Annotated in this window: 20 protein-coding genes; 10 read left to right on the top strand and 10 right to left on the bottom strand. The window is 67.9% G+C overall.

The annotated features are described in order from the left end of the window. Positions 1-619 (bottom strand): 7-cyano-7-deazaguanine synthase QueC (gene queC / locus ACI48D_RS11375; protein WP_435571323.1); only part of this gene is annotated, 619 nt, incomplete at its 3' end. A 151-nt stretch (positions 620-770) separates the two neighbouring features. Between queC and ACI48D_RS11370 the strand changes: the two genes are divergently transcribed. The 4 genes from ACI48D_RS11370 (at position 771) to ACI48D_RS11355 (ending at position 10,935) form a co-directional block, all read left to right on the top strand. Further along, the gene (locus ACI48D_RS11370; RefSeq protein ID WP_435571322.1) at positions 771-2,684 is read left to right on the top strand and encodes an autotransporter assembly complex protein TamA; all 1,914 of its coding nucleotides are present in this window, start codon (positions 771-773) and stop codon (positions 2,682-2,684) included. Next, on the top strand, positions 2,684-7,144 hold the full coding sequence (locus tag ACI48D_RS11365) for a translocation/assembly module TamB domain-containing protein (protein WP_435571321.1): 4,461 nt from the start codon (positions 2,684-2,686) through the stop codon (positions 7,142-7,144). The genes ACI48D_RS11370 and ACI48D_RS11365 overlap by 1 nt, the downstream gene beginning before the upstream one ends. A gap of 87 nt (positions 7,145-7,231) precedes the next feature. Further along, positions 7,232-8,989: a sensor histidine kinase gene (locus ACI48D_RS11360; RefSeq protein WP_435571320.1), complete on the top strand. Its 1,758-nt coding sequence runs from the start codon at positions 7,232-7,234 to the stop codon at positions 8,987-8,989. Beyond that, positions 8,986-10,935, top strand: coding sequence for a response regulator (locus ACI48D_RS11355; RefSeq protein WP_435571319.1), 1,950 nt, complete (start codon positions 8,986-8,988; stop codon positions 10,933-10,935). The genes ACI48D_RS11360 and ACI48D_RS11355 overlap by 4 nt, the downstream gene beginning before the upstream one ends. Here ACI48D_RS11355 and ACI48D_RS11350 read toward each other — a convergent pair. After that, positions 10,932-11,936 (bottom strand): alpha/beta hydrolase, encoded by a 1,005-nt coding sequence (locus ACI48D_RS11350; RefSeq protein WP_435571318.1) that lies wholly within the window; start codon positions 11,934-11,936, stop codon positions 10,932-10,934. The genes ACI48D_RS11355 and ACI48D_RS11350 overlap by 4 nt on opposite strands. Positions 11,937-12,047: 111 nt before the next feature. After that, positions 12,048-12,218 (bottom strand): hypothetical protein, encoded by a 171-nt coding sequence (locus ACI48D_RS11345; RefSeq protein ID WP_435571317.1) that lies wholly within the window; start codon positions 12,216-12,218, stop codon positions 12,048-12,050. A 101-nt stretch (positions 12,219-12,319) separates the two neighbouring features. Here ACI48D_RS11345 and ACI48D_RS11340 point away from each other — a divergent pair, with 101 nt between their 5' ends. The 4 genes from ACI48D_RS11340 (at position 12,320) to ACI48D_RS11325 (ending at position 15,517) form a co-directional block, all read left to right on the top strand. Next, positions 12,320-12,832: a hypothetical protein gene (locus ACI48D_RS11340; protein WP_435571316.1), complete on the top strand. Its 513-nt coding sequence runs from the start codon at positions 12,320-12,322 to the stop codon at positions 12,830-12,832. Continuing rightward, positions 12,829-13,341 (top strand): hypothetical protein, encoded by a 513-nt coding sequence (locus ACI48D_RS11335; RefSeq protein WP_435571315.1) that lies wholly within the window; start codon positions 12,829-12,831, stop codon positions 13,339-13,341. The genes ACI48D_RS11340 and ACI48D_RS11335 overlap by 4 nt, the downstream gene beginning before the upstream one ends. A 21-nt stretch (positions 13,342-13,362) precedes the next feature. Next, entirely contained in the window at positions 13,363-14,523 is a 1,161-nt protein-coding gene (locus tag ACI48D_RS11330) for a threonine aldolase family protein (RefSeq protein WP_435571314.1), read from the top strand. Between the two features lie 76 nt (positions 14,524-14,599). Then, entirely contained in the window at positions 14,600-15,517 is a 918-nt protein-coding gene (locus tag ACI48D_RS11325; protein WP_435571313.1) for a DUF535 family protein, read from the top strand. A gap of 54 nt (positions 15,518-15,571) precedes the next feature. Here ACI48D_RS11325 and ACI48D_RS11320 read toward each other — a convergent pair whose 3' ends face one another. From ACI48D_RS11320 to ACI48D_RS11310, 3 genes are read right to left on the bottom strand one after another with little or no spacing between them, the layout of a single operon-like run. Then, positions 15,572-18,400 (bottom strand): ATP-binding protein, encoded by a 2,829-nt coding sequence (locus ACI48D_RS11320; protein WP_435571312.1) that lies wholly within the window; start codon positions 18,398-18,400, stop codon positions 15,572-15,574. A gap of 5 nt (positions 18,401-18,405) precedes the next feature. Beyond that, positions 18,406-19,116 (bottom strand): hypothetical protein, encoded by a 711-nt coding sequence (locus ACI48D_RS11315; RefSeq protein ID WP_435571311.1) that lies wholly within the window; start codon positions 19,114-19,116, stop codon positions 18,406-18,408. Continuing rightward, the gene (locus ACI48D_RS11310; protein WP_435571310.1) at positions 19,109-20,479 is read right to left on the bottom strand and encodes a hypothetical protein; all 1,371 of its coding nucleotides are present in this window, start codon (positions 20,477-20,479) and stop codon (positions 19,109-19,111) included. The genes ACI48D_RS11315 and ACI48D_RS11310 overlap by 8 nt, the downstream gene beginning before the upstream one ends. 260 nt (positions 20,480-20,739) lie before the next feature. Between ACI48D_RS11310 and ACI48D_RS11305 the strand changes: the two genes are divergently transcribed. Further along, entirely contained in the window at positions 20,740-21,192 is a 453-nt protein-coding gene (locus ACI48D_RS11305; RefSeq protein ID WP_435571309.1) for a hypothetical protein, read from the top strand. A 99-nt stretch (positions 21,193-21,291) separates the two neighbouring features. Here ACI48D_RS11305 and ACI48D_RS11300 read toward each other — a convergent pair whose 3' ends face one another. Next, the gene (locus tag ACI48D_RS11300; RefSeq protein WP_435571308.1) at positions 21,292-22,062 is read right to left on the bottom strand and encodes a DUF3108 domain-containing protein; all 771 of its coding nucleotides are present in this window, start codon (positions 22,060-22,062) and stop codon (positions 21,292-21,294) included. 1 nt (position 22,063) lies between these two features. Next, on the bottom strand, positions 22,064-23,239 hold the full coding sequence (locus ACI48D_RS11295) for a DUF3108 domain-containing protein (RefSeq protein WP_435571307.1): 1,176 nt from the start codon (positions 23,237-23,239) through the stop codon (positions 22,064-22,066). Between the two features lie 75 nt (positions 23,240-23,314). Here ACI48D_RS11295 and ACI48D_RS11290 point away from each other — a divergent pair, with 75 nt between their 5' ends. Then, entirely contained in the window at positions 23,315-23,962 is a 648-nt protein-coding gene (locus ACI48D_RS11290) for a PhaM family polyhydroxyalkanoate granule multifunctional regulatory protein (protein WP_435571306.1), read from the top strand. A gap of 26 nt (positions 23,963-23,988) precedes the next feature. Here the strand turns inward: ACI48D_RS11290 and ACI48D_RS11285 are convergent, their stop codons facing one another. Together ACI48D_RS11285 and ACI48D_RS11280 are read right to left on the bottom strand one after the other, a co-directional pair. Next, positions 23,989-25,623: a tetratricopeptide repeat protein gene (locus ACI48D_RS11285; RefSeq protein ID WP_435571305.1), complete on the bottom strand. Its 1,635-nt coding sequence runs from the start codon at positions 25,621-25,623 to the stop codon at positions 23,989-23,991. Beyond that, positions 25,620-26,363, bottom strand: a complete 744-nt coding sequence (locus ACI48D_RS11280; protein ID WP_435571304.1) for a sensor histidine kinase — start codon at positions 26,361-26,363, stop codon at positions 25,620-25,622. The genes ACI48D_RS11285 and ACI48D_RS11280 overlap by 4 nt, the downstream gene beginning before the upstream one ends. Positions 26,364-26,378 lie beyond the last annotated feature (15 nt).

Raw genomic sequence — 26,378 nt, 5'->3', positions numbered from 1 at the left:
CGGCGCCGCGCTCGCCCAGGTAGCAGGTGTGGGTGTCGAAGCGGATCAGGTCGACCAGGGCCTGGCCGCCGCACTGCTCGGCCAGTTCCCAGGTCTGCTTCTTGTCGATCCACATCAGCGGGGTCTCGACCTTCAGGCGCGTGGCCATGCCCAGGTTGAGGGCGACCTGCAGGGCCTTCATGGTGTCGTCGCGGCAGTCCGGGTAGCCGGAGAAATCGGTCTCGCACATGCCGCCCACCAGCACGTTCAGGCCGCGGCGGTAGGCGACCGTCGCCGCCACCGTCATGAACAGCAGGTTACGGCCCGGCACGAAGGTGTTCGGCAAGCCGTTCTCCTGCATCCGGATCTCGACATTGCTGGTCAGCGCCGTGTCCGAGATCTTCGCGATCAGCGACAGGTCGATCATGTGGTCCTCGCCAAGGCCGCGGTCCCATTCGGGCGACAGGGCACGCATCTTGGCCAGCACCGTCGGGCGCACTTCCAGCTCGATCGCGTGGCGCTGGCCGTAGTCGAAGCCGATCGTTTCGACGCGTGCATAGCGTTGCAGGGCCCAGGCCAAACAGGTGGTGGAGTCTTGGCCGCCGCTGAACAGGACGAGCGCGGAATCAGCTGGATACATGTTGATATTCCTGAATTAAAGCGTCCGCCGCCACTTTTGACAATCCGTTAAGATGTGGCCGGCAGAGCATAGAATGGAGAGACAATTGCCCGCACGACCCCACAAGATGGAGCCACTTGCGCCGGCGCGACCACGAATTTTGGCACAAATCGTGCTGACCGTGAACGCGCTGTGCGCCTCCGTGGGCGCTGCAGCACAGGCACACACCCCGGCACAGCCGCAAGACCAGGTCCCGGCGCCAACCACGACGACGGGCCAGACGCAAAAGCAGTTGCAGGAGCAGGAGCGCGCACCCGCCGCGCCGATTCCGGTGGAAGCCCCCGAGCAGCGCGCGGTCCGCTACGAGGTGCGGATCGAGGCGCCACGCAACCTGCGCGAATTGCTCGAAAAGAATCTCGACCTGGAGCGCTGGCGCGGCAACCCGCGCGTCGACCTCGAACAGCTGCAGCGCCTGGTGCGCAACGCCCCCGAGGAAGCGAAAACCCTGGTCGCCACCGAAGGCTACTACTCACCCAAGATTTCCAGCGGACTGGATACCTCAGGCGGCACGCCGGTCGCGCGCGTGATCGTCGACCCCGGCGTGCCGGTGACGGTCGGCGACGTCGACATCGAATTGCGCGGCTTCGTCCCCTTCGACAAGGGCAGCGCCCCGGTGGACGCCGCCGCCCTGCGCAACCGCTGGACCCTGCCGGTGGGTGCGCGCTTTCGCACCGCCGACTGGGAATCGGCCAAGCGCGGCATGGTGCGCCAGATCGCGCAGTCGCGCTTTCCGCGTGCCCAGCTGATCGACTCCAGCGCCACCGTCGATCCGGACACCCACCGCGCCCTGCTCAAGGTCGTGATCGACAGCGGACCGGACGTGCATTTCGGCGCGCTCCGGATCGAGGGCCTGAGCCGCTACCGGCCCGAGATCATCGAGAACCTGAACCAGATCCACCCCGGCGACCAGTACAGCGAAGCCGCGCTGCAGGCCCTGCAGGGCCGCCTGCAGGACACCGGCTACTTCAGCAGCGTGGAAGTGAGCGTCGACATGAGCTCGGCCTTGCGTACGCAGGTCAATGAGCTGAACCAGGGCCAGGGCGCCCAGCCCGAAGCATCGTCCGGCCCGGTCACCATGCCGGTGCTGGTGCGTGTGACGGAGAACAAGCGCAAGAACGTGTCCGTCGGCCTCGGTTATTCGACCAACACCGGCGCCCGCGCCCAGGCCAACTACGACGACCTGAACGTGTTCGGCAAGCGCATGAAGAGCAATGTGCTGTACGAGCAGCTGCGGCAGCAGGCGCGCGCCGATTTCTACTGGCCGACCACGACCAGCGGCTACAGCAACAGCGTCGGTGCCGGCTACGACCGCGAGGACGTGCGCGGCCAGATCACCCGCACCACCAGCATCCATGCCACCCGCGCCTGGGGCTCGCCGACGCTGGAACGCAGCCTGAGGCTGGAAGCGCTGACCGAGCAGCTCACCATCGACGACCTGCCGACCAGGCGCACGAAGGCGCTGCCGCTGACCTTCTCGATCACCAGGCGCGCGCTGGACAGCCTGGTGCTGCCGACCCGCGGCTATATCGCCAACCTGCAGCTGGGAGCGGCGCCGCTGCCGATCCTGACCGACGAGCCCTTCGTGCGCCTCTACCTGCGCGGTCTCGCCTACAAGCCGCTGGGCCCGTCCGGCACCCTGATCCTGCGCGGTGAATTCGGCGCGGTCGGCTCGAAGGACAAGGACAAGGTGCCGTCGACCTTCCTGTTCCGTGCCGGCGGCGACCAGTCGGTGCGCGGCTACGGCTACCAGCAGCTGGGCATCCCCGTGGGCAGCGCCATCACGGGCGGCCGCTACCTGATCACCGCCAGCACGGAGTACGATTACTGGTTCAAGCCGCCCTGGGGCGCGGCCGTATTCGTCGACGCCGGCAACGCCGCCGACAACTTCAGCGACCTCAAACCCAAGGTCGGCTACGGCGTGGGCGCGCGCTGGCGCAGCCCGGTCGGCCCGGTCGCCGTCGACCTTGCGTATGGCAAGGCGGTGCACAAGGTCCGCCTGCACTTCTCCCTGGGATTCACTTTCTGATGAGCGCCGACGCACACACCCCCGACACGCCCGAAAAAAACAAGCCGCGCCGCTGGCCGCGCCGGGTCGCGATCGGGGTGGCCGTCACCGCCGTCGTCCTCGGCGGCGTGGTCTGGTACCTGGGCCGCGAGACCACGCTGCAGATGATCGCGCAGCGCGTCGCCAAGGCCAGCGGCGGCAAGCTCACCCTCGAGGGGGTGTCCGGCTCGCTGTACGGCCACATGCACATCGGCCACGTCGTGTTCCGCACCGAGACACAGCTGATGACGGGCGACGACATCGACATCGACTGGAAGCCCTGGCAATACCTGTCGCGCGGCGTCGAGATCGACAAGCTGTACGCGAGGTCGCTGCGCATGGAGACGCTCAAGCAAAGCACGGAACCGAGCACGATGCCGACCCGCCTGGCGCCGCCCTTCAAGATCGCGGTGGAAGACGCGCGCCTGGCGAAGCTCGTCTTCGTCAGCAAGGGCGCGGAGACGCCCATCGACGACGTCCGCGCCAGCCTGCACGGCGACCAGGAACGCTGGAAGCTCGATTACGCGAAGGCGAACACGCCCTGGGGCCAGGTGGCGGCCAGCGGCACCATCGCCAACACGCTCCCCTACAAGCTGAACGCCGATGCGAGCCTGAGCCAGGCGCCCGGCGCGCAATCCCAGACGCAGCCGGGCGCCATCCTCCCGCAACTGAAGCTGCACGCCGGCGGCGACCTGCAGAAGACGGTCATCGACGCCAGCGGCCAGGCCGCGCGCGCCCAGGGCACGGCGAATCTGGTGCTGTCGCCCTTCGCCGACATCCCGCTGCAAGCCTTCACCCTGAACGCGAAGAACATCGATCCGGGCTTCTTCGGACCCTCGCTGCCGACGGCCGACCTGAACCTGGCGGTGGCGGCACGGCTCGACCCGAACCGCAACATCAGCGGTTCGGTGGATCTCACCAACGACGGCCCGCAGGGCACCATCGACCAGCAGCGCCTGCCGCTGCGGGCGATGCGCGGCCAACTGGGCGGCAACCTGTCGTCCATGAAGATCGGCGACGTGCTGCTTGACCTGGGTGGCGCCGGCCGCTTCACGGGCAGCGGCAGCGTCGAACGCGGTCCGGAAGAAAAAGGCATCGGCACCGCGCAGTTCGCGCTGCACACCGACCGCCTCGACCTCAAGCAGCTCCACGGCAGCATGAAGAAGACCGCGATCGCCGGCGACCTGCGGATCGCGAATACCCAGGACACGCAGACCCTGAACGTGAACCTGGTCGACGCCGGCATGCGCCTGGTGGCCGAGGCCGCGCTGCAGAACAACGTCCTCAGCGTGCGCGAGGCGCGCGTCTCGGCCGGCCAGGGCAGCGTACGCCTGACGGGCAGCGCGAACCTGCTCGACAAGAAGCCGTTCAAGGTCAACGCGGTGGCCAGCCGCCTCGATCCGGCCGCCTTCGGCGATTTCACGAAGGCCGACATCAATGCCGAGATCAATGCGGCAGGCAGCCTCTCCCCGCAATGGCAGGTCGCGGCCGACTTCGCGCTGCGCCCGAGCCGCCTGTTCGACCAGCCGCTGTCGGGCCGCGGCAAGCTCGATGCCGACGGCGACTCCGCGCACGGCGCCCATGTGCACGACGTGAACGCCACCCTGGCGCTGGGCCAGAACACGGTCGACCTGCGCGGCGCCTTCGGCAGGCCGGGCGAACAGCTGGCCTGGCGCGTGGACGGCCGCGAGCTGTCTGCCGTTCGCAGCAATTTGTATGGCGCGCTGGTAGCGAACGGCGTCGTCAGCGGCAGCATGGATGCGCCGCGCACCAGCTTCGAGCTCGACGCCCGCAACCTGGGCTGGGTGGCGAAGCAGCGCAAGGTCGACAACGGCGCGCTGCATGCCAGCGGCGAAGCCTGGCTGGCTGGCAGCAAGGATGCGAAAGTGGTCGAGCTCAAGGCCACCGGTTCGATGCAGAAGCTGAACCCGGCCGCCTTCGGCTCGCCTTTTGCCGGCAGCATCAACGGCACCTTCGACGCCAGCGGACGCAGCGGCGCCAACCTGGGCGGATCGCTCAACCTCACGCTGGCGCAGTCGACGCTGTCGAATTCGCCGCTGTGGGGCTATGCGAAGCTCACCGCCGACAAGCGCCACGTCTCGAACGCCGACATCGACCTGCACCTGGGCGCCAACGTGGTGGCCGCGCGCGGTGCCTTCGGCAGCGGGCACGACACGCTCCAATGGCGCGTCGACGCGCCCCAGCTGGCCGCGCTCGGCCCCGACTTCGGCGGCGTGCTGCGCGGCTCCGGCACCGTCTCGGGCACGATCGACATGCCCTCGCTGACGGCCACGCTGGACGGCCAGAACCTGAGGCTGATGGGCACCCAGAACCTGAAATCGCTGCGCGCCACCGCGAACCTCGGTTCCGGACGCGGCGCCGCCGATCCGCTGGCGCTCGACGTCCAGATCGCCGACTACGCCAGCGGCGAGACGCATATCGCGACGGCGCGCCTGCAATCGAGCGGCACGCGCGGCGCCCACAGCATCACGGCCGCGGCGCGCAGCGACAGCTTCGACGCCAGCGTCGCCGTCAGCGGCGGCTATGCGAACAATGCCTGGAGCGGCACCCTGAACGCCCTGCAGAACCGCGGCCGCTATGCCCTCACGCTGGCGGCGCCGGCCCCGCTGCGCATCGCCGGCGCGCCCGGCGCGGGCGTGAAAGGGCTGGCAAGCCCGGAGCAGATCGCCTTCAGCAACGCCACGATCCGCCTGCCTTCCGGCTCGGTCACGATCGCGTCGCTGGCCAAGAATGGCCCGCGCTGGACCAGCCGCGGCAGCGCCACCGGGGTGCCGGTCAGCTACCTGGCGCAGGCTTCCGACGCGATCCGCCAGAACCTGCGCGGCGACATGACGCTCGGCGCCGACTGGGCGCTCGACATGCGCGCGCCCGCCACCGCCGGCGCGGCCCCGGCCCTGGACGGCAATGTGCACGTGTTCCGCGAGAAGGGCGACCTGATCGCCGGCGACATCGCCCCGGTCGTGCTCGGCCTGCGCCAGCTCGACCTGCGCGCCGACGTGAATGGCGGCGCGCTGCGGGCCCAGCTGGCGGTCGACGGCAGCAAGATTGGCGCCGCCAAGGTCGACGCCACCGCGCAGATGATCCGCGGCCGCCTCGACAACGACAGCCCGCTGCACCTGAGCGCAACGGCGAACCTCGGCTCGCTGGCCTGGGTCTCGCCGCTGATCGGCCAGCCCGGACTGGAAGTGGACGGTTCCCTGAACCTGGCCGTCACCGGCACCGGCACGGTCGGCGCGCCGACCCTGAACGGCACCGTGAACGGCGACCGGCTCGCGGTGCGCTGGCCGGATCAGGGCGTCCGCCTGCGCAACGGCCAGCTGCGCGCGCTACTGTCGGGCGACACCCTGCAGCTGCAGCGCTTCGCCTTCGAGGGCAACAGCGGCCGCGCGCTGATCGACGGCAACGTGCGCTTTGCCGGCGGCGAGGCGGCCATGAACCTCAAGCTGGTGGCCGACAAGCTCGAAGTGCTGTCGCGCCCGGACCGCACCGTGATCGTGAGCGGCCAGGCCAGCGTCGTGCGCGACCCGCGCCGCTTCAGCGTCGAGGGCAATTTCAAGGCCGACCGCGCACTGGTCGAGTTCGCGCCGCAGGACCGTCCTACCCTGTCCGACGACGTGGTCGTGCTCGGCCGCGGCAATCCGAAGAACGCGCCGGCGAAGAAGGAAGCCGCGGTGCCGCTGACGATCGACCTGACGGCCGACCTCGGCGACGACTTCCACCTGCGCGGCATGGGCGCCGACGCCTACCTGGCCGGCAGCGTCCACGTGCGCAAGGTCGGCGACGGCCCGCCGCGCATCAACGGCAGCGTGCAGACCGTGAGCGGCACCTATGCGGCCTACGGCCAGCGCCTGGCGATCGAACGCGGGGTGGTCACCTTCAGCGGCCCGTACGACAACCCGTCGATCGACATCCTCGCCGTGCGCAAGCGTCCGGAAGGCGAACAGCTCAGCGAGACCAACGTCGAAGCCGGGGTGCAGGTGCGCGGCACCGCGCTGTCGCCGACGGCCAAGCTGGTGTCGACGCCGAACGTGTCGGACAGCGACAAGCTGTCCTGGCTGGTGCTGGGCCACGGCATGGAAAGCACGACCGGCAACGAGGCCGACGTCCTGAGCGCGGCCGCCGGCGCCCTGCTGGGTGGCAAGGGCGGCACCGGCGGCATCCAGAGCAAGCTGGCGAACGCCCTCGGCGTCGACGAATTCGGCGTGCGCCAGGGCGCTGGCCAGCAACCGGGGCTGGCCAACACCGTGGTGACGGTCGGCAAGCGCATCTCCTCGCGCCTCTACCTGAGCTTCGAGCAGGGCGCCGCCACCGCCACCAGCGTGGTGCGGCTGCGCTACAAGCTCACGCCGCGCATTACCCTTGCGCTCCAGACCGGCACCAACACGGCGCTGGATGTGCTGTACTCATGGGCCTTCGACTGAGGAAAACCTGGAGCGCGCCTGTCTTCAACGCATTTGCTACAATGAATTTTTATGCAGGGCGAATGACAAGACAGGCTTTACAGGTCGATGCTCATACAAAGGACAACCCGCTTCGTTAACTATGCGACGGCGATCAGCATCGTGATCCTGGTCGCCGCCACCGCCACGCTCGCCGACAGCCTCGGCCGCACGATCGAATCCAGGCGCTGGGTGCTCCATACCCAGGAAGTGCTGGTGCGGCTGCAAGGGACGATCAGCCTGGTGAACGAGGCGGATGCACTGCAAAAAACCCTGCTCATCGACGACGACCCGCAAGACCGTGCCGACCTCGCCGCCAGGCTGGCCGAGATTCCCCGCGAATGGCAGACGCTGCGCGAGCTGACCAGCGACAATCCGGTCCAGCAACGGGCGCTGGTGCGCTACCGGAGCCTGCTCGACAGCTTCAGCCAGGCGCTGACGGCGGGCCTGCGGCGGCGGCCGCAGGAAGACCATGCACGCATGCGCACCCTGCGCCGCGCCATCCAGGCCCAGGCCGCGACCCTGCGCGCCGAAGAGGAACGCTTGCTGGCCCTGCGTACCGTCTCGGTCAACCGCGACCTTACCCGGACCATCGTGGCCACCGGCGCGGTCGCCGTGCTCTCGATCGCGCTGCTGCTGTTCGTGCGTGCCATGGCACGCCAGGATGCCGTCCTGATGCGTACCGAGCAGGCAAGACTGAGGGCCACGCTGCGCAGCATCGGCGACGCTGTCATCGCCACCGACCTGCACGGCAGGGTCCAGTTCATGAATCCGGTGGCGGAGCGGCTCGTCGGGCTGGACGACGCGCAGGCCGCCGGCCAGCCGCTGGAATCGGTGCTGCGCATCCGGACCTGTGCACCCAACCATATCGACCTGCCCGCGATGCTGCGGGAAGTCATCGCCAGCATGAAGGAACGCGCGCGCATCGAAGTGTCGGGCAGTACCTCCCTGCAGCCCGACGTGGTGCGCGACTGGATCCTGAGCTGCCATCCGATGATGGTGAACGGCAAGCCGGCCGGGGCCGTGATCGGTGCCCTCGAAGTCACCGAACTGAAACAATCGCAGCGGCATCTGAGCGAAGCCAATGCGCTGCTCGAGCACCGCATCCAGGAACGCACGGAGCGCCTGGCCGAAGCGAACACCGAATTGCGCGCCTTTGCCCGCACCGTCGCGCACGACCTGCGTGCCCCGTTGCGGAACGTCGAAGCTTATGCCGATGCCCTGCTGGAAGACGAAGCCCCGCGCCTGAGCAGGCAGGGCCGCGGTTTCCTGGCGCGGATCGGCGATTCCGCACGGCGCATGGACCGCCTGATCACCGACCTGCTGAACTACAGCCAGCTGTCACGCGCCGAGCTCAGGCTGCAGCCGGTCGACCTCGGCCGGGTGGTCCGGCTGGCGCTGTCCGACATGGAAAACCAGCTCTCCCGCAGCCGGGCCCAGGTCGAGCTCGTCCCTCCCTTGCCCATGGTGCTCGGCAACGAAGCGCTGCTGGTGCAGGTGTTCGAAAACCTGATCGGCAATGCGATCAAGTTCGTCCCCCCCGGCGTCACGCCCACGCTCAGGATCCACGCCCGCGAAGATGGCAAGGTCGCGCATGTGTGGGTCAGCGACAACGGCATCGGCATCCCGCCCGAACAGCACGACCGGATCTTCGGCGTATTCGAACGGCTGCATGGCGAGGAAGAGTATCCGGGCACCGGGATCGGCCTGGCCATCGTGCGCAAGGCCATGGAGCGCCTGGGCGGCAACGTACGGGTCGAACCCACAGCGGCGGGAACCTCCTTCCGGCTGTGCCTGCCATGTAGCATCATCCAGGAAAAAGTATGAGCTTCACCGTCCTCCTGATCGACGACAGTCCGGACGATCGCGCCCTGGTCGCCCGCGAGCTGCGCCGCCATTTCGGCGACATCGGGATCATGCAGGCCGGCACCGCCGAAGCCATGGCAGAGGCGATCGACAACAGCCTGTTCGACGTCACGATCACCGATTACCGCCTGCGCTTTACCGACGGCATCAGCGTGCTGCGCGAACTGAAGCGGCGCTTCCCGGAGCGCCCAGTCATCATGTTCACCGCCAGCGGCAACGAGGAGGTGGCGGTCGAGGCCATGAAGGAAGGCCTGGACGACTACATCACCAAGACCGCCAAGCACTATCCGCGCATCGGCTATGCGGTGCGTTCCTGCCTCGAGCGTCTGGAGCAGCGCAGCCAGGTCGAGCAGGCCCTGGCGCGCGAGTCGCTGGCCAAGGCGAGGCTGGAAATCGCGCTGCAGTCGGCGCACATGGCAACCTGGCAGGTCGCCCTCGACACGAATGCGGCGTCGTATTCGGACGCCATGGGCCCGATGTTCGGGCGGCCCGCCGGCTTCACCCATGCGAACCTGCAGGCCTGGCTGGACGATATGCACCCGGACGACCATGCGGCCGTGCTGGCCGAATGGAACGCCGCGCTGGGCGGCAAGCGGTTCTACCAGGTCCGGTTCCGGGCCGTCGGCGCCGACGGGGTCACGCGTTGGATCGAGTCGAGCGGCAAGGTCCTGCACGATGCCGCGGGCGCCCCGGTGACGATCATCGGCACCGCCCGCGACATCAGCGCGGACGTGCGCATCCAGCAGAACCTCGAGCGCCAGCGCGAAGAACTCGAGAAGGCGGACCGCCAGAAAAACAACTTCCTGTCGATCCTCGCGCACGAGTTGAGGAACCCGCTGGCCGCGGCCGGTTATTCGGTCGCCCTGCTGCGCCAGGCCGGCGGGAACATGGCGACCGTGGCGCGCGCGACCGACGTCATCGACCGCCAGATCAGCCACATGGCCAAGCTGCTGAAAGAACTGCTGGACCTGAGCCGCATTACCCATGACCGCGTGGAGCTCGAGCGCGAGCGCCTCGACCTGAGTCAGGTGGTCGAGATGGGCTGCGACAGTGCGCGCCCGGCGCTGCAGGAAAAGGGCCAGCAGCTCGGGCTGTCGCTGCCTGCCGGGCCGGTGATCGTCGAGGGCGACGAAGTCCGCCTGACCCAGGTGCTGAGCAACCTGCTGAACAATGCGGCGAAGTTCACGCCCGCCGGGGGACGGATCGGGGTCCGGATCGCGCAGGAAGGCGGCCTGGCGGTCGTCGAGGTCAGCGACAACGGCATCGGGATCGAGGCGCACCGGCTGGAAGACGTGTTCGACATGTTCTCGCAGGCGCAGACCAAGACGCATGGGGGAACGCCGGGACTCGGGATCGGACTGGCGGTGGTCAAGTCCCTGGTCGAGCTCCACGGCGGCACGGTTGCCGCGTACAGCGCGGGCCTGGGCCAGGGAACGCGCCTGCGTGTGACGCTGCCGCTCGCCCAGGAGCAGGAGCAGGAGCAGGAGCAGCAGGCCGCCGTGGCCGATGCGATGCCGGGCGCAGCCGGCGGCGCGGGTACGCCCGTCGATGTGCTGCTGGCCGACGACAATACCGACGCGGCCGACCTGCTGGCCGACTTCCTGGCCCTGCAAGGCTACACCGTCCACACGGCCTACGACGGCCTGGCCGCCATCGAGCTGGCGTCCCGCATCCGCCCGCAGGTACTGGTCCTCGACATCGGCATGCCCGGGGCGACCGGTCACGAGATCGCCCAGTGGGTCCGGCAGCAGGCCTGGGGCAAGGATGCGACCCTGGTGGCGGTGACCGGGTGGGGACAGGAAGTCGACGGCGATCGCGCGCTGCGCAGCGGCTTCGACACCCGGCTCGTGAAACCGGTGAACATGGAGCAGCTGCTGCTGGCCCTCGTGAACAGACCGGCCGCCTAGCGCGTTTGCGCCTTGCCGCCCGCGAAGGCCGTGCGCAGGAAAGCGGTCACGCTGCCCGCCAGCTGCGGATGCAGCGGCAGCGACGGATCGCCATACGACGCCAACGGGTGCTGGGAATCGAGCGGCACCTCCTTCAGCACGTGGTTCATGTCGGGAATCAGCACCAGCGCCGCATCCGGACGGGCCGCCTTCAGCGCCCGCGCCTGGGCGGCATCGACCTGGATGTCGGTGCTGCCCTGCACGATCAGCACCGGCATGCGCAGCCTGGCGATCTGCTCGGTGGGCACATACTTCATCCACGAAATCAGGTAGGGCTGCATGCTGGGCCGGTACAAGGCCGCCAGCGCCGGCGGGACTTCGGCCACCGTCCGCCCCTGCTCCAGTGCGCCCAGGATGCGCTCGTTGTCGGCCGCGAGCGGCGGCGGCAGCTTGCCGGCAAACTGCTTGCGCAGCACGGCGGCCGGCCCTTCGGCCGCCCCGGCCAGCGACACGTAGGCGGCGGCGCCGGCCCGCTGCGCGGCCAGCATGCCGATCAACGCACCTTCGCTGTGGCCGATCACCGCCACCGAGGTGAAGCGCGGGTCGGCCTTCAGTGTCGCGATCCAGGCCGCGGCGTCCTCGACATAGGTGTCGAAACGCAGCTGCGCTTCCTCCGGCGCGGCGGCCCGGCTTGCGGCGATGCCGCGTTTGTCGTAGCGGACCGATGCGAAACCGGCCTGGGCCAGGGCCTCGGCCAGCAATTTGAGGCTGTCGTTGCGGCCCGGGATCATGGCGCTGTTGCCGTCGCGGTCGGTGGGTCCCGAGCCGGCGACGATCAGGACCACCGGCATCTTTTCCGCGCCGGCAGGCAGGCGCAGGGTGCCGTGGACGGCGCCGCCCGGCGTCTCCAGCGCAATCGGCCGCTCGCCGGCGGGAGCGTCCGCCGCCTGCGCCGCCGCGCCCAGCATCAGCGTCAGCATCGCCAACAGTGTCAGGACACGGGGTCCCATCGTCATCGTCATGGCATTCTCCTAGTTTGAGAAACATCTAATTAGACATTCATCGAAATGCTAGGCCGGTATCCGGCCGCCGTCAATTCGCGGCGGGTAGGAGGAAGAAGTTGTACGGGAAAATCAGTGCAGGGTGCGCGCCACGCTGGGATTCGGATCGGTATCCGGCTCGTCGTTCATCGGCGTGCGGATCGGCGGCTGGTGCGGATCGGGCGTGTCGAAGGGCTCCTTGGGCGGCTCTTCGATGGGCGCCGGATCGGGGGCGCGGTGGGCATGGATCGGGGCTGGAATCATGGTCGTTTCTCCTGCTTGCGAAGCCAAAACATTAACACGCAGCTTAGTTTGCCGACGCCCGGCTGGATTACAATGGCGGATTCGACACCAAGGAAATCGCCATGCTGCCCACTCCCGTCGTTGCCGCCGTCCTCGTCCCGCTGGTGCTGTGGCGCGTGTACAGCCGCATCAAGCGCCTGACGACCCGCCAGCGCTCGAAGGTGTGGCGCCACCGCACGACCCTGGTCTTTTTCCCGCTGCTGGTCCTGGTGCTGGCGGCGCTGAGCCTGCAGACTGCGCCGATCGCGCTGGCCGGCCTCGGCGCCGGGCTGCCGCTGGGCCTGGTGCTGGCGCGCATCGCCACCGGCCGCACCAAGTTCGAGCAGGTCGGCGATGAATACTATTTCACGCCCAACGCACCGATCGGCATGCTGGTCGCCCTGCTGTTCCTGGGCCGCATGGGCTACCGCGCCTACGAATACTATGCACTGGGGTCGTTCGCGCACCACGAGTTCGTCACCAGCCCACTGACCCTGTTCATCTTCGGCATCCTCGCCGGTTACTACATGACTTTCGCGGCCGGCCTGCTTGCCTGGCGCAAGCGCACCGCCCCCGCCGCCGCCATCACCCAATGAGCCTTACCACCCTCGCCCTCATCGCCCTCGTCCCCGTACTGATCTGGCGCATCTACCAGCGTTTGAAAACCCAGATGGTGCGCCAGCGCTCGATCATGTCGCGCCACTACACCGGCCTGCTGGTGTTCGGCGCGATGGTGCTGGTCCCCGTCACCGAGCTGGGCGACCGGCCATTCTCACTGGCGGCGCTGGCGGCCGGCGCGCTCGCCGGTATCGGCCTCGGCGCCTATGGCCTGCGCCGCACCCGCTTCGAAGACACCAGCGAAGGCTATTTCTTCACCCCGCCCACGCGCATGGGCATCCTGGTGGCGATGCTGCTGGTGGCGCGCGTGATCTACCTGGGCATCGAGATCTACATGAACCAGGGCAGCAGCCAGCCGAACCCGCGCTTTTCCGACAGCCCGGCGACGATGTTCTGCGTCGGCCTGTCGGGCGCTTATTTCGCCACCTTCTCGGCCAGCCTGATGCGCTGGCGCCAGCGCCTGCGCAAGAACGTCGGGAAGCTGTAAGGCCACAGACAAGGAGAACCCATGACGCTGGACCGCCGCAGTTTCCTCGGAGCCGTACCGATCGCTTCACTGGGCCTGGCGGCCGGCGGCGCGCGGGCGCAATACGGCGCCGCGCCTCCCTCGTCCACCGCGGCCCCGGCCGCGGACACCGACACCCTGGTACTGCTGGCCGGCGACACCCTGCCGCGCAGCCTGGCCGGCGAGCCCGCGCGCCTGCAGGCGCTGCTGGACAAGCATGCGAAGCCGGGCGACGGCTACCTGCTCGGGGGTGCGGTGACGGAACTGGAAACGGCATTCTCCGCCCTGCTCGGCAAGGAGGACACGGTGTTCATGCCGACCGGGACCCTGGCCAACCACATTGCCCTGCGCCTGCTGTGCGGAGAGAACCGGCACGCGCTGGTACAGCAGGAAAGCCACGTCTACCGTGACGAATCGAACGCCGTCACCACCCTCAGCGGCATCAACCTGGTGCCGCTGGCGCCCGGCAAGGCGGCGCCCACGCTGGAGGAAGTCGGCGCCGCGATCGAGCGCGCCGAAATCGGGCCGTATCCGATCAGGGTTGGCGCGATCGCGCTGGAAAGCCCGGTGCGCCGGGCCCAGGGCGCGGCATTGACGCCGGCGCTGGTGGCCGGCATTGCAAAGCTGGCGCGTGAGAAAAAAATCCCGACGCACCTGGACGGCGCCCGCCTGCTGCTCATGAGCGGCATGCCGGGCTTCGGCGTGAAGGCGTATTGCGGGCACTTCGACACGGTCTACGTCTCGCTCTACAAATACCTGGGCGCGCCATTCGGCGGCGTGCTGTCCGGCCCCAGGCCCCTGATGGCGAAGGCGCGCGAACTGCGCCACATCTTCGGCGGCACGATCTACCACGGCTGGCAGGCCGCGCTGCCGGCGCTGGACGCGCTGGACGGCGTCGAGGAGCGCCATGCGCGCGTGCGCGCGGCCGGCGAACGCCTGCTGGCGGCGCTGGAACGCACGCCGGGCTTCAAGGTGCGGCGCGTCGACAACGGCAGCAACCTGGCCATGCTGGAGATCGGCCCGGAGCGCCTGGCGGGACTGGAGCAGCGCCTGCAGAAGGCCAACGTCCGGCTCGGCAAGCTGAATGAGGGAAAGGTGCTGCTCGGCTTCAACGAGTCGATCCTGCGCCGCGACACCGATTACCTGCTGAAGGCGCTTGTCTAAATCGTGCTCATCAATCCATCGAAACCCTCTATGATAATTCCATCGTACATACGACTAAAATTATCAGGAGCGCTTGATGGTTCTCACTCTCCTGGCCAGGCACTGGATGGCACGCCGCCACTATCCGCTGCCGTCCTGGCTGGCCTGCATCGCGCGCAGCACGCGGGTGCTGATGTTCCAACGCGCCCATCGGCAATTGCTGGCGCTGGACATCCACCGCCGCTACGTCGCGCTGGCGCACGACGACGTCTACCACCACCTGAGTCACCGTTACTACCTCGCGCAAGGCATGCCGCTGCGCGCACGGGTGCGCTGCGTGCTGGCGCATTACCGCTTCGAGGAAAGCGCCTTCGATGCCGTCTACAAGCAGGCGGTCTACCGCGACGGCGGCCTGCCGCTCTGGCGCCATGAGCATGAAGCCGGCGGCTGGCGTTTCGAGATCCGGCTCGAGATGGCGTCGCGCCTGTGCGCGGAAGGCGACCTGACGGTCGCGCTGCACGCCATCAGCGGCGCCAATGGCGCCTGCCTGCACCGGCTGTCCTTCAGCTGGGTCGAAGGCGCCTTCGCCGGGGTCGGCACGCCCATCGTCCCCTTCATCGCGCGCAACCAGGGCCACCGCGCCGACGTCCTGGATGCCTTTGCCGCCTTCGAACGGGCCTTTCCCCACAACTCCCCGAGCTTCTTCTGCTTCTCCGCCCTGCAAGGCATTGCGCAGGCGCTCGGCATCGCTGAAGCCGTGGCCGTCAAATCGGTCTGGCAGAGCGCCTACACCCCCGCCGAGGCCAGGCATTTCGCGAACGCCTACGACGGCTTCTGGGAAATCCTGGGCGGCGTACCGATGGAGGGGCCGCTCTGGCGGATTGCCCTGCCCTTCTACCTCAAGCCCTTGTCCGAAGTGTCGGCCAAGCACCGCAAGCGGGCGGCGCTGCGGCGTGAGCACTGGCAGGCGATCGGCGAAGCGGCCTGCGTCACGCTGCAGCGGCACCGCCAATGAAAAACGGCCGGCGTCCCTGGGACTGCCGGCCGTCGCCGTCTCGGCGCGCGGTCCTTACGCCGCCTTGGCCGCTTCCGGGTCCTGCCTGCGCTGCAGCACGAAGATCGGCTGCGCCCACTGCACGTCCTTCTTCTTCTTGCTGGTGATGAGGGTCAGGTCCGACGGGTCGTAGACGTCCGTGTTGTGGGTCAGCGGGGTCGTCATCAGGTACTGGGCGTCGGTGTTCTTCAGGAATTCGCCGACCAGCTGGATGTTGCGGATGTCCAGGTGGGCGAAGGGTTCGTCGATGAACACGAAGCCGCCCGAGCCTTCTTCCGACTTGAGCAGGCCGATGAGGAGAACCAGCGACTTCATCACCTGCTGGCCGCCGGACGCTTCGCCGTCGTTCATGCCGATCTGGCCCTTGCCGTCGAACTTGAAGCGCACGTGCAGGCCGGCCTGGGCCAGCTGCAGGTCGTCGTTCTCCAGGCGCACCGGGTCGACCGTGACTTCGATGTTGGCCAGTTCGCCCAGCTCGCGGATGTTCTTCGAGTAGGTCTTGATGGTGTAGCGCAGGCGCTCGATGTAGGCGCCGCGCGCGTTGTCGGTGGCCTCGATCGCGCGGTTGTTCTGGTAACGCCGCTCCTCGGTCTCGTTCTGGCGGTTCGACAGCTGGTCGTTCAGGCGCTGGTACTGGTCGATCACGGTCGGGTCGTGTTCCCAGTCGCTGCGCGCCAGCGTCTGGTCGAGCGAGCCCACGCGCAGCTTGACCTGGTGCGCGTTCTGGTGCGCGGCCACCAGCGCGGCGCGGCGGGCCAGGCTCTTCCAGGCCTTCGGCACGTGGCGCCAGTTGCGGCGCAGCTCCAGCAGCGCACGCGCATGCTCGCTGCGCTGGTCGATCTGGCGGCGGTGGTTCAGGCGCATGCCGGCTTCGGCTTCGGACAGCGCCATGCGCGCGTTCTGCCAGACGGTGTCGGCGCGGGTGCGGGTGACGGTCGCGTTCTTGGTCAGCACCTGCAGCTCGCCCAGGCGCGCGCCGACTTCCAGGCGCTCGGCCTTGAGCGGCTCGATCGAACGCGTCGCTTCCTCGAATTCGGCCTGGCGCGCGCTCAGTTCCTTGACCGCGTCGACGCCGGCGATGCGCACGCGCAGGGACGACACCTCGGTCGCGAGCTTGCTGATGGCGAGCGTCAGCGTATCTTCCTGGGCTTCCAGCGCCGGCAGCGACTTCTGGATCGCTTCCAGGCGCTGGGTCTTGCCTGCCGCGCCGAAGCGGTAGCGCGAAGGCTCGACGAACAGCGAGCGCCCGCCGCGGCGTTCGCGGTGATACGCGTCCGGCGTGATCCACTCGTCGGCATCGCTCTTGAAGCCGGCGTCGACCGACTCCACGCGCTCGATGCGCTCGAGCTGGTCGATCAGCCAGGACGGCGCCTTCGAGCTGAAACGCACCACGGACAGCAGGGTGTCGTCCTTGACCACCGGCGCGCTGACGCAGTCCGGCACGATGAAGTGGCGGTAGCGTTCCTGTTCGGCCAGTTTATAGGCCGCCGGCGCGTCCTTGGCGCTTTCCAGCAGCACCACCGAGGCATAGCCGCCCAGCACGCCCTCGACCGCGCCCTGCCATTTCGGGTCGGTCACTTCGACGATATCGGACAGCATCGCATGCGGGATGTTCGCATCGCGCAGGGCGCGGCGCATCTGGCGCTGGGCTTCCGGCTCCGGCATCGTGCTCTTGCCCTGCAGGGCCGAGATGGTCGACATCGCCTCCGCGATCCTTGCCCCCAGGTTGTCGCGCTCGGTCTTCTTCTTGGCGAGCTGCGCCTCTTTCGCCTCGAGCTGGGCGGACACTTCGGCGATGTCGGCGCCGGCATCCGCGGCCAGCTTCTGCAGGCGTTCCTTCTGCTCCAGCAGGCTTTCGAGGGGCTTGAGCTTGCGGTTGACTTCCGTCAGGCGGCCGGCCAGCGTGTTCGCTTCCTGCTCCAGCTGGACTTCCTGCTGCTGGGCTTCGGTCAGCGCGCGCTGCTGGGCCGCCAGCGCGTGGCGCTTCTCGGCCAGCTGGCTGTCGGCCTGCACCAGCGGCTTCTTCGCCTCGCGCAGCGCGCGGCTGGTTTGCGCCGCCTTCTCGCGCGCCTCGTGGTATTCGAGGCTGGGCAGCGCCTCTTCCAGCAGGGCCTGGCGTTCCTTGTTCAGGTCTTCCCACTGGTGGTAGTTGGCCACGCGCAGGCGCAGGCCCTCGAGGTTGATGCGTGAGGTTTCCAGCTCGGCCTCGAAGCGCTTCAGTTCCGATTCGGTGTCGCGCTGGTGGCGCTTGGCTTCGTCGTAGGCGTCCAGCACTTCCTTGTCGCCGAACACCTGGAACACCAGGTCCAGCAACTGGCGCGGCGAGTATTCGCACAGCTTGTCGGTCTCGCCCTGCTCCAGCGCCAGCACCTTCGACATCGCCGGCGACAGGCCGGCCGAGGCCAGGCGTTTCCGGTAGTTTTCCACGCCCAGCCAGTCGGTGGCTTCGGTGACTTCCTCGATATCGATATTCCCCGGCCGCATCAGGTACTGGCGCTTCCAGTCGCCGCCGTTCTTCTGCACCTGGCAGAACAGCGTGACTTCGTCGTCGCTGAAGAAGCCGCTGTGGCGGAACGGGCGGTTCGACAGCTGGCGCCCGGACGGCTTGTTGTCGACCACGGCGCGGATCCAGGCACTTTGCTGGCCCGAGTGGCGCGCATAGTGTTTATAGGTGCGGCCCATCGAGCAATCCAGGCCGAACAGAGTGCGCAGCGCGTCGAGCAGCGTGGTCTTTCCGGAACCGTTCTGGCCGGCGATGGTGATGATCTTGGCGTCGAGTGGAATGTTCTTGATCCGCTGCCAGTAGTCCCAGTGGACCAGCTCGAGAGATTTAATGTGGAACATGCGCTTTACTCCTGGGGTTCGGCCGCTACCGGCTCGGCGTCGTTGGCAGCTTCGTTGGCCGCTTCGCTGACCACGCGGCGCACCGCCGCCAGCGGGGCGCGCTTGAACACCTCGGCCAGGGCGCCGTTGATGATGCGCTCCTTCAGCAGGTCGGTGTCCATCAGCAGGTCGAGCAGCGGGCCTTCCAGGACCACGTCGCCGCGGCGTTCGATGAAGCCGAGCTTCGAGAGCAGGCCCAGGTTCATGTCCATGCGGGTCTTCTTGCCCAGCTTGTCGCCGAAGTCGGCCAGCAGCGCGGTGTAGGAGATGCCGATCGAGGTGTCCTCGGCGCGCGGGATCGGGTTGTCCTTGTCGAACATGTCCGACTGGTCGACGTCGATCGCCTGGTGGGTTTCCTGGCGCTGGCGCTTGGGCAGGATGATCTGCGCCCACAGCACCACCAGCAGGGCCACGCCGTCGCGGGTCAGGCCGAAGTTGTTGTTCTGCCAGATGTCCCTGGCGCCGAAGATCTTCGGTTCGACGTTGCGGTGCAGCGCCAGCGTGACGTGGTCGGCGTACACGTTGTCGATCAGCTTCAGGCCGGATTCCAGCAGGCGCTTGTCGATCTCGGCGCGGAAGGTGTCGTCGGACAGCGCGCGCTTGACCATCTTGTCGTCGCGGCGCAGGGTCTGGTGCGTGAGCAGCCGCGCAATCAGGATCTGTGCATCATCATTCATCTTTGCTGTCCAAATCTAAATTCACTGAAAGGGTTGCGCGCGACATCGCCGCCACGTGCGGGTCGTCCAGCGGCACCATCTCGTCCTCGGAGCTGAAGCGCACCGGCAGGCGCGCCAGTTCGGCCGTCGGGCCCTGCAGGCTGGCCTCGGCCGGATCGCCCAGCAGCGGCAGCAGCGAGGCGCGGTAGGACGCCACCGCGAAGCTGGCCGGCAGCAGCGAGTCCTGGATCGCCACGCTCCTGGGCGCACCTTCGGCCATCACCGGGAAGTTGTCCAGGTTGGCAAAATCGGCCAGGCGCTTGATCCAGTCGTCCAGCTCCGCCTGCATCGCCGGGTTGTCGTTGATGGTCGTCGGCGCATCCTCGCCGCTCGGCAGGCCGCCCGGGGCGACGTTCACGGCGCGCTCGGCCAGCAGTTCGGTCTCGGCAACGTCGATCATCTCGGCCGGCGTGACGAACAGCGGCAGCACCGGACGCTCGATCGCGCCCTCGGCCAGGCTGGCCAGGTCTTCGTGCGCCAGCAGCCAGCGCTTGATGTCGGTGGTCGACAGGCCGGACTGGCCCAGGTGCACGCGCTGGCGCTCGATCTGGTTCAGGGCGCGCGAGAACATGCCCTGCATGTTCAGCAGCGAGGACTGGGCGCGCCCGATCGCCTGCGCCGCCTTGTGGGTGGCCGCGTCGGCCTGCTCGCTCGACGTGATCGCGCGCAGGATCGCCGAGCCCTTCTCGACCCAGTCGCAGGCCATGTGCCACTTGGCCTGCGAGGCGCGCAGGCGGAATTCGGAACCCGAGGCGATGGCGTCGCGGAATTCCTCGTGCAGTTCGAGCAGGCGGCCCAGCAGGTGCTTGAGCTGGTCGACGGTCACGCCGCCCACCGCCTGGGCCCCGGCCACCTGCGACAGCAGGAAGCCCATCTCGGCCTCGTCTTCCTCGGGGCGGCCGAGCGCCAGCAGGGTATCGAGCGCGGCCAGCACGTTGCGCGCCAGCGGCGTGATGCGGTACACGGCCGCCGGGTTATCCCAGGCCAGCAGGCCGTGCGAACGCAGGCGGCCCAGCACCGTCTCCAGGCTTTCCGGGATCAGGTAGGCGAACTTCTGGTTGATGTCGGCGCGCGAGAAGGCCGAATCATCGGTATCGCCCGCCAGCTCGCGCAGCACCAGCAGGCGCACGATCACGCCGTCCTGGCCGCCGTGAAACAGCGCCGTGAACGCCTGCAGCATCGGCTGGGCGCGCTTGAGGTGATAGACCTGCTCGATCTCGTCCGGGGCCACTCCCTCCTGGAAGTGGGCCTGCAAGGGATCGATGTCGTCCGGTGCTATCGAATGGAGGTCGGCGGCGGCGGCGCCTGCCAGGTTGTCGATCATCGTAAGACTTACCAGTTGCCAATTGCTTATGGCGCGCAGCGGCCAGAGCGGCGCGGGGGGCGTCAGTATATCAGTTAAGTCGGGTAGTTAAGACCAGGCAACTAATAAGGACTCGCCAATATGCAACGGATGACGGGTAGGGCTTGACTTGCCAACAGTGCAATTTTTCCGGGTCCGCAAATGACGAACTCAGCCGCGCGCCGGCCCTCCCCCGGCCGCAAGATAATGACTATGATGATATTTATTGAAGGAGGAGTGCCATGCAAAAGCCACTTGCGAACGCGGTCCTGCCCTTGGCCCTGGCGCTGGCCCTGGCCGCCGGCCTGGCCCCGGCCGCCCACGCCGCGCTGGGCCAGCCGAAAGAGCAGAACGGCGTCACCTACATCAGCGGCGGCGTCGGAATGGACGAGCAGAACGCAATGCGTGCCCTGCGCGCCGATTACAACCTGCAGCTGACCTTCGCCACCAAGCAGACCGGCGCCTACCGCTCCGACGTCCAGCTCGACATTGCAGATGCCAGGGGCGCCAGCGTGCTAAGCGTGGCCAACACCGGCCCCCTGTTCTACGCCAAGCTGCCGCCGGGCACTTACCGGATCAGCGCGGCGGCCGAGGGCAAGACCTTCAAGCGCACGGTCAGGCTGGGAAATGCGCCGAAGGAGATGATCTTGCACTGGGAGAATGATTCGCCGGACGATCCGGGGGTGCAGGACTGAGTCGCCAGCTCGTCGTTCCCGCGCAGGCGGGAATCCAAGTTTGCAGGCGTTCCGTTAGCTCAAGCAGAACCTGGATTCCCGCCTTCGCGGGAATGACGATTAACGGCGCGTGATCTTTTCCAGCGTCTGCTCGACATAATCCCGCTCGTTGTCGACGAAGCGCAGCTTGACCGGATACCACTCCAGCGACGGCGCCAGCCAGATGTCGAGGGTCTGGTCCTTCGAACCCGGCGGCGGTTCGCGCAGCACGTGGATGGTGTCGACCGTGCCGATGGCGGCGCCGGCCTGCACCTTTTCGCGACCGATCACGCGGAAGGTCCACGGGTCGGCGTCGTGCGGGCCGACCACGAAAAAGTCCCACGTCGAGCCCGGCTTGAACTTGTCCTTGGCCGCGCGTGCCACCCCGATCAGCTGCCACGAGATCGACACCCGGTCCTGCTCGCCGCCCTTGATCGGGTAGGTCTGCTTGCCGTCGCTGAAGCTGATGCTCTTGGCCTCGCGGTCGAAGGTCGCCGTGACCGGGTCCTTGCGGAAGCGCTTGTCGTAGTACTCCACCGGCGCGAGGCCGAAGCTGTCGATCGTGCCCTGGCTGCGGTTTTCGGTCAGCTTGCCCAGCATGGCGACGCGCGAATCGGTGTTGATCGTGTACTTGCCGTCGCCCTGGCGCCAGACCAGGCTGGCTTCGCCGTTCAGGGTGAAGCCGCGCTGGCGCGCACTGATCGAGTACGCCAGGTCGGCCGAGGGCGGCAGCTTGAAGGGGCGCAGCTGCGCCGGATGATCGTCCGCCGCGCCCGCATCGCGCAGCGCCATCGTCGCCGCCAGCAGTGTGCCCAGGCCCGCGAGGCCGGCCAGTTTCCAGATCTTGTTCATGTCAGCTTCCTGAATTCTTCATCACGATATTGTTCACGGTCTGGGTCGTCACCGCCCCGCTCGCTTCAAGGTTACGGATCTGCACGGGCACCCAGCCGTAGTCGGGCGCCAGCCACAGGTCCAGGCGCGAGTTGTACGAACCCGGCTTGGGAGGACGCGCCAGGTGCCAGGTGGCGATCTTGCCCATGCGCGTGTCGAGCTGTTCCTGGCCGAGCACCTTGAAGCTGAAAACGCTGGCGTCGCGGTCTTCGCCGACAAGGATGTCGATATTTCCCGACAATTGCTGCGGATCGCCGCGCGCGATCGCCGTCAACTGCAGCGGCACGCTGGCCTTGTCCTGGGCGCCCCACACCAGCGGGTAATTCGCTTCCGACGCCGAAAAGCTGAGCCTGCCGTCCTTGCGGTTGAAGTGGGTGGCCGTCATCGACCGGCCGCGCCGCTTTTCCGTCATCAGGCTCGGCATGAAGCCTTCCTCGCCGACCGTGCCCTCGCTGGTCAGCGCCACCAGGTTCACGTGGGCAAACACGACCGTGATGCCGGCCTCGACGCGGATCTTGTACGAGGTCGGCGTGAGCGTCCACGACAGCAGGGCATCGCCGCTCCAGCGCGTGCCGTTCGGATCCGTGCGCGCGACGTCGAGCGTGATGTCGGCCGGGGGCGGCAGGTCGACCTTGTAGCGGCGCGCTTCGGGCGCGGGCCTGGCCGCAGGTTCCGCGGCCGGCTGCGCCGGCGCGCCGGCCCGGGACGATTGTACGTCGGCGGCGGCGAGGGCGGCGCCCCCCTGCCCGGCGGCACCGGCAGCCGGCGCAGCATCGGGCACGGCGGCGGGCGCCGCATCGGGCGCGCCGGCCTGCGCACCGTCGGCGGGGGCGGTGGCGGTGGCCGGGGCCGTGTCGGTGTCGGCCTGCGCCACCTCCACCGGTTCGAGCGGCAACTGCGGCAGCGGCGGCGGCGCGAGCGCCGGCTGTGGCGGCACCGGCTGCGCCTGCGGCGGCGGGGTGTATGGCATGTCGATCAGCTCGGCCGCCATCGGCGGCGCCTCGCGCTGCCCCACCTCGCCGCGCGGCCGTCCGAGCTGGCTGCTGAACCAGTCCAGCACCAGCAGGTGCAGCAGGACCGTGGCCGTTCCCAGCACGATTTTCCGGCGGCGGCGGTTCGAAGCGATAGCGAGGCTCATCCGCCTAGTGTAACGTCTATGAGCGGCATGGCTAATCTGTTACGCTAAGCGGGACCACAAACGGAGACTCCAACCATGCTGAAACCACCTGCCACCAACATACCCGGGATGACGGATACGCTGGACTTCGTCAAGAACCTGTGGGGTTCGATGAACCTTCCCGGCACGAACATGTCCGGCATGAGCGCCCCCCCGCTCTCGGCCGAAGACCTCGACAAGCGGATCGCCGATCTGAAAGCCGTCGAATCCTGGCTGAACATGAACGTCACCATGCTGCGCGGGACGATCCAGACCATGGAAGTCCAGCGCGCCACCCTGGCCACCCTGAAATCGATGGGCGCCTCGATGGCCGAGGCGATGCGCCAGTCCGGCGTGAGCACCGAAAAAATAGCCGGCATGCCCTTCGGCCCCTTCTTCGGCCAGCCGGCGGCGGGCGCGGCTGCCGGCGGCGGCGGTGGCACGGCCCAGCCGGGTGCCGCGCCGGGGCAAGACCCCGCGGCCGGTGCCGCGGCGGCGGCGATGCCGGCCGCGCTGGCTTGGTGGAATATGCTTCAGCAACAGTTCACGCAGGCAGTAGCGACGGCGATGGCGCCGGCCGATGGGGCGGCCAAGACGGAGCCGCAGGGCGATGCGCAGGCACCGCACACGGCGCCGGAGCCGGGCGCCGCGCCGAACGGCAATGGCCGGGCGCGCGGCGGCAAGCCGAAGGCGGACAAGGCGTAATGTGGGGTGGGCACGTTGTGCCCACCCTACGCCGCCGGCCGCAGCTGCGCCAGCTGTTCGATCAGCTGCGCAAAGCGCTGCTGGCCCGGCAGCAGGCGATCGACGTGGTGCAGCACCTCACAGGCCTCGGCGTGTAAACACTCGTCGTGGCCGTGCTGCTGCATGTGCGACACCATGATCTGGGCCGTGTTGAACAGGATGCGCTGGTTGTTCGGCACCGCCTTTCTCGCATTGCGCATCCACTCCAGCGCCTCGGTCAGCTTGCCGGTCTTCCACAGCAGCACGCCCTGGTTCATCAGGTCCGCCGCTTCCTTCTTCGAGGAGCGGATCAGGTCTTGGCCCTCGTCTTTCAAACGCGCCTTGTCGAAGATCGCCTGCACCTCGTCCAGCAGCAGCGGGTTGTCGTGGTTGTTGCGGATCACGTAGCACAGCAGTTCGACCGGCGCTTCCTTCACCCCCACCGCGAACAGCAGGGTCGCCAGCTCCAGGCAGGTGGCGGTGTCCGGGCGCTCGGGCGTCAGCTTCAGCATCGCTTCCAGCTCGTCGCCGGCCTTGCGCGCGCGCCGGTAGTCGCCGCTCTCGTGATAGACCAGGCCCTCGGTGATCTTGGCGCGCAGCGGCAGGTCCGGGTGCGCGTGGCCGAACTCGCGCTGGGCCGCCGCCAGCTGCTGCAGCGCTTCCTTCGGATCGTTCTTCTGGCCGCACACGCGCGCCAGCCCGAGATAGGCGTCCGGCGTCTTCATGATCGAGTACTCGCCGATCGCAATGCACTTGCGGAAGGCCTTCTCGGCGATCTGCACGTTTCCCAGCCTGAGCGCGAGATTCCCCAGGCTGCGCTGGCGCGGCACCGAATTCGGCGACAGTTTCGCGGCGCGTTCCAGGATCGCGCAGGCTTCCTCGAGCTTGCCCATGTTCTGGTAGGCGGCGGCCAGCTGGTCGTAGGCGTCGATGTAGTAGCGGTTTTCCGCGATCACGCCCTGGAAGATCTGGCGCGCCTGTTCGAATTCGCCGTTGGCCATGCGGATCTTGGCCAGGCCGGCGCGCGCCCACTGGTATTCGCGCTGTTCCAGCACCTGCTCGTAGACCTCGCGCGCCCTGGCCGGCTGGCCGCTTCTCTCCATCAGCCGGGCCTTCATGCGCAGCAGGTCGAGCTCATGCACCTTGTCGTTGTCGATCCGGGCGTCGCACAGCCTGGCCGCGCGCAGGTAATCCTTCTCTGCGCAGGCCTGGTCGATCATGCGGAACACCTGCTTCTTGTGCCATACGCGGTTCAGGCGCGTCAGCAGCACGCCTTCGGTGATCGGCTTGATCAGGTAGGCGTCCGGCTGGTGCTCGGCGGCGCCCATCACCGATTCCACGCTCTTCTCGGCCGATACCATCAGCCACACGGTGCTCGGATTGATCAGGTTGCGCACCCGCGCCTCTTCCAGCACCTGCTGGCCGTTCTTGCCCTCGCCCAGGTTGTAGTCGCACAGCACGACGTCGTAGCGGATGCGCGAGAGCAGGCCCATCGCCTCGCCGCCGCTTGATGCCTGGTCGATGTTCTTCGCGCCCAGGCTGCGCAGGCTTTCGCGCAGCAGCTGGCGCACGCCGACGAAATCGTCGATCACCAGGTAATTCTTGCCGGCCCAGTCGACCTGGTCGGCCGCGGCCACATTCATGGAAGCTGCAGGATGAAGCAGCCGCCGCCGTATGCGCCGCCGTTCTCCAGGCGCAGGCTGCCGCTGCGGCCGCGGTGGCGGTGCATCTTTGCGACTTCGCTGGAAAAATACAGGCCCAGGCCGACGCTGTTGGTCAGGAAGTTGATCCCGCCCGCCACCTCGCGCGTGGCGATCGCGCCCGCCTTCAGCAGCGCCGGCGGATAGCCGGGGCCGTTGTCCTCGATGCGCAGTTCGAGCCAGCCCTGGCGCTCGCGGATCGCCAGGCGTACGGTGTCGCAGGTGTAGTGGATGGCGTTGTTGATCGCATGCGAGAGCACGCCGACGACCAGGTCTTCGTCGAAGGGCCAGATCAGGTGCGGATCGTAGTCCAGCTCCAGCCTGATGCCGCGCGACTTGAGCAGCACGCGCTCGATCGCCACCACCTGGTCGACCAGCTGGCCCAGCTCGTGCGGCTGGAGGTCGAAAGGATACTCGGGCTTGCCGACCTGCTTGTACAGGGCCAGCAGCTGCATCAGGTTGTCGTTCAGGCGCTTGGTCTGGTACAGCATGTGCGCCATCTGCGCATAGGCCGGTTCCGTTTGCGGGGATGGAAGAGAGGAATGCGCGACCAGCAGGTGCTCCAGCGTGCCGGACAGGACGCTGATCGAGTTCTTCATGTCGTGCGCGGTCGATGCGAGAAACAGGAACAGGTCGTGGGGAGGCGGCGCGGGGTGCTGCAGGTCTGCCAGGAGCTCGTCCATCTCAACCTTTCAATA

The organism is Massilia sp. LXY-6 (assembly GCF_051233485.1).
In the GTDB taxonomy this organism is placed as follows: Bacteria; Pseudomonadota; Gammaproteobacteria; order Burkholderiales; family Burkholderiaceae_D; genus Telluria.
The sequence above is the reverse complement of the archived record's forward strand: the minus strand, read 5'-3'. Positions and strand labels throughout refer to the sequence as shown.